The organism is Arthrobacter sp. NPDC093128 (assembly GCF_040683875.1).
Taxonomy (GTDB): domain Bacteria; phylum Actinomycetota; class Actinomycetes; order Actinomycetales; family Micrococcaceae; genus Arthrobacter.
Map to the genome: position 1 here is coordinate 1 of NZ_JBFBEY010000064.1, position 3,275 is coordinate 3,275.

Consider the following 3,275-nt stretch of genomic DNA (forward strand, 5'->3'; position numbering starts at 1 on the left):
ACTGTGACCGCCATCTCGGACTTTTCCTCGCGGACGATGACGGGCTGGGGGTTGCCGTCAAGGTCCAGGACCAGGGAGGCCTCGGTGTACCAGGACGGGACCACGGGGTTGCCCCACCAGTCGCGGCGCTGGTTGTCGTGGACGTCCCAGGTGATGGTGGGGTTGTCGGGGTCGCCGGTGTAGTAGTCCTGGGTGTAGATCTCGATGCGGTGGCCGTCCGGGTCCAGGATGTAGAGGTAGAAGGCGTTGGAGACGCCGTGCCGGCCGGGGCCGCGTTCGATCCGGTCGCTGATGCGCAGGGCGCCCATCTTGTCGCAGATCTGGATGATGTTGTGCTTCTCGTGTGTGGCGAAGGCGACGTGGTGCATGCGCGGGCCGTTGCCGCCGGTGAGTGCGGTGTCGTGAACTGTCTGTTTGCGGTGCATCCACGCGGCGTAGGTGACGCCGTCGGCGTCCTGGATGTCTTCAGAGACGCGGAAACCGAGGTCTTCGAGGTACTTGCGGCCACGGGGAACGTCCGGGGTGACCTGGTTGAAGTGGTCCAGCCGGACCAGTTCACCGGCGGAGTAGAGGTCGTAGCGCTGGGTGAGGCGTTCGACGTGCTCCACGTCGTAGAAGAACTCGTAGGGGAACCCCAGCGGATCCTCGACACGGACGGAGTCGCCCACGCCCTTGGTGAAGCCGTCCTTGCGGCGTTCGGTGCGGCAGCCCAGTTCCTTGTAGTACGCCTCGGCGGCGTCCACTTCGGCGGGGGATTTCACCCGGTACGCGAAGGCGGCGACGGCGGCGATGGGGCCCTTGCGGAGCACCAGGTTGTGGTGGATGAACTCCTCGAGGGAGCGAAGGTAGATGTTGTTCTCATCTTCTTCGGTGACGTGCAGGCCCAGCAGGTCCACGTAAAACGCGCGGGACTTCGCGAGGTCGGTGACCACGATTTCCATGTAGGCGCAGCGGACGATGTCCGGGGCCGGGACGGAGGGGGTGGGAACGAAGTTGTGCTGTGAAATTTGGGTGTTCATGGGATTCTCTCTTCGTTGAAAGGGGGGCGGTAAGCGCTGTTAGGCGCCGAACTTCGGGGTGTGGACAGCGCCGAGGCTGATGTGCACGGCCTGCTGGTCGGTGTAGAAATCGATGGAGCGGTAGCCGCCCTCGTGGCCCAGGCCGGAGGCCTTGACGCCGCCGAACGGGGTGCGGAGGTCGCGGACGTTGTGGCTGTTGAGCCACACCATGCCGGCCTCGACGTTCTGCGAGAAGTTGTGCGCCCGGGTCAGGTTCTGGGTCCAGATGTAGGCCGCCAGGCCGTACCTGGTGTTGTTGGCCAGGGTGAGGGCTTCGTCGTCGTTCTCGAACGGGGTGATGGCGACCACCGGGCCGAAGATCTCCTCCTGGAAGATCCGGGCGTCCGGGGCGACGTCGGCGAACACGGTGGGAGCGATGTAGTTGCCTTCGGGCAGGTGGTCGGGGCGGCCGCCGCCGGCGAGGAGCCGGCCTTCGGACTTGCCGATTTCCACGTACGAGGCCACTTTTTCGTAGTGCTCCGGGTGGACCAGTGCACCGACCTGGGTCTTGGGGTCGTGCGGGTCGCCGACCACGATGTTCTTGGCGCGGGCGGCGTACTTTTCGCAGAACTCGTCGTAGATGGCGCGTTCGACGAGGATGCGGGAGCCGGCGGTGCAGCGTTCGCCGTTGAGGGAGAAGACGCCGAACAGGGCGGAGTCGATCGCGGCGTCGAGGTCGGCGTCGGCGAACACCACGCACGGGGACTTGCCGCCGAGTTCCATGGAGAGGCCCTTGAGGTTGGTGGCCGCGTTGCGGAAGATCGTCTGGCCGGTGGTGGTCTCGCCGGTGAAGGAGATCAGCGGGACGTCCGGGTGCTTGACCAGGGCGTCGCCGGCCTCCTCGCCCAGGCCGTTGACCAGGTTGAATACGCCGTCGGGGAGGCCGGCGTCCTTGAAGATCCGGGCCCACAGCGAGGCGGAGAGCGGAGTGAACTCGGCAGGCTTGAGGACCACTGTGTTGCCGGTGGCCAGCGCCGGGGCGAGCTTCCAGGACTCCAGCATGAACGGGGTGTTCCACGGGGTGATGAGCCCGGCGACGCCGATCGGCTTGCGGTTCACGTAGTTGATCTGTGAGCCGGGGACCTTCATGGCGTCGTCGAACTGGGCCACGATCAGGTCCGCGAAGAAGCGGAAGTTCTCTGCCGCGCGCAGGGCCTGTCCCTTGGCCTGGGTGATGGGCAGGCCGGTGTCGAAGGTCTCCAGTTCGGCGAGGCGTTCTTCCTGGGCCTCGACGGCGTCGGCGATTTTGTTCAGGACGCGGGCGCGTTCGCGCGGCTTCATCTTCGGCCAGGGGCCGTTGACGAAGGCCTCGCGGGCGGCGGCGACGGCGAGGTCGATGTCTTCTTTTTGGCCTGCCGCCGCGGTGGCGTAGTTGGTGTTGGAAACCGGGTCAAGGACATCGAAGGTCTTGCCGCCCACCGAGTCAACGAATTGGCCGTTGATGTAGTGCTGGATGTGGGTGGGAAGGTCCTGCGGAATGTAGTGGGCGGTGGTTTCTGCTGCAGTGAACGTCATTGTTTTTCCTTACTGCTCGGAGGGCTGGTGGTTGGGTGTCGCCTGTACCGCTGCCGGAGTGTGGGCAAGGTAGGCGTCCAAAGTGGCGGAGCGGTGGAGTCGGGCGGCCATTTCGATCTGGCCCGCGTCGGCTCCGGTTTCAATCAGTTTCAGGAGGGCTTCGTGTTCCTCCACGGAGTCGTGGGCGCGGCCGGGGACGAAGCGGAACGTGGATGACCGCAGCGAGGCGAGCCGGTTCCAGCCGCGGTGGACGAGGTCCAGGATGTGCGGGTTGGGGCAGTGCTCGAACAGGACGCTGTGGAAGTCCTGGTTGAGCCGGGTGAAGCGGACGGGGTCGAAGTGCTGCAGGCACTCGCGCATTTCCTCGTTCACGGCACGCGCCCGGGTAATATCGGCTTCGCCGATCAGGGGTGCGGACAGTGCTGTGGCGGCGCCTTCGACGATGCTGAGGGTCTGCATCGTGTAGAGGTACTCGGTGGGGTCGATTCCGGACACGGTGGCGCCGACGTTCCGTTCGAACTTGACCAGTCCTTCGGCTTCGAGCCGGCGGATGGCTTCGCGGACCGGAACCACGCTGACGCCCAGGTCCTCGGCGATCTTGGCGAGCACCAGCCGGTAACCGGGCGTGTAGGTGCCGTCCACGATCCGGGCTTTGACGGCCGTGTAGGCCTGCTCGGACTTGCTGCCGGCCGACTTGCCGGC

The 3,275-nt window shown here is 65.7% G+C and carries 3 protein-coding genes; all 3 read right to left on the reverse strand.

Annotated features, from left to right (window positions below):
• Window positions 1-1,019, reverse strand: a 1,019-nt coding sequence (gene hpaD, locus AB0N24_RS27415; RefSeq protein ID WP_364131727.1) for a 3,4-dihydroxyphenylacetate 2,3-dioxygenase, incomplete at its 3' end; no start/stop codon positions are given.
• A gap of 39 nt (window positions 1,020-1,058) precedes the next feature.
• Window positions 1,059-2,573, reverse strand: a complete 1,515-nt coding sequence (gene hpaE, locus AB0N24_RS27420; protein WP_364131729.1) for a 5-carboxymethyl-2-hydroxymuconate semialdehyde dehydrogenase — start codon at window positions 2,571-2,573, stop codon at window positions 1,059-1,061.
• Between the two features lie 9 nt (window positions 2,574-2,582).
• Window positions 2,583-3,275: GntR family transcriptional regulator (locus tag AB0N24_RS27425; protein WP_364131732.1), on the reverse strand; the 693-nt coding region annotated here is incomplete at its 5' end.

What these genes read in the sequence shown, in the direction of transcription:
- hpaE (WP_364131729.1), bottom strand. Translation starts at nt 2,573, where the DNA reads ATGACGTTCACTGCAGCAGAAACCACCGCCCACTACATTCCGCAGGAC.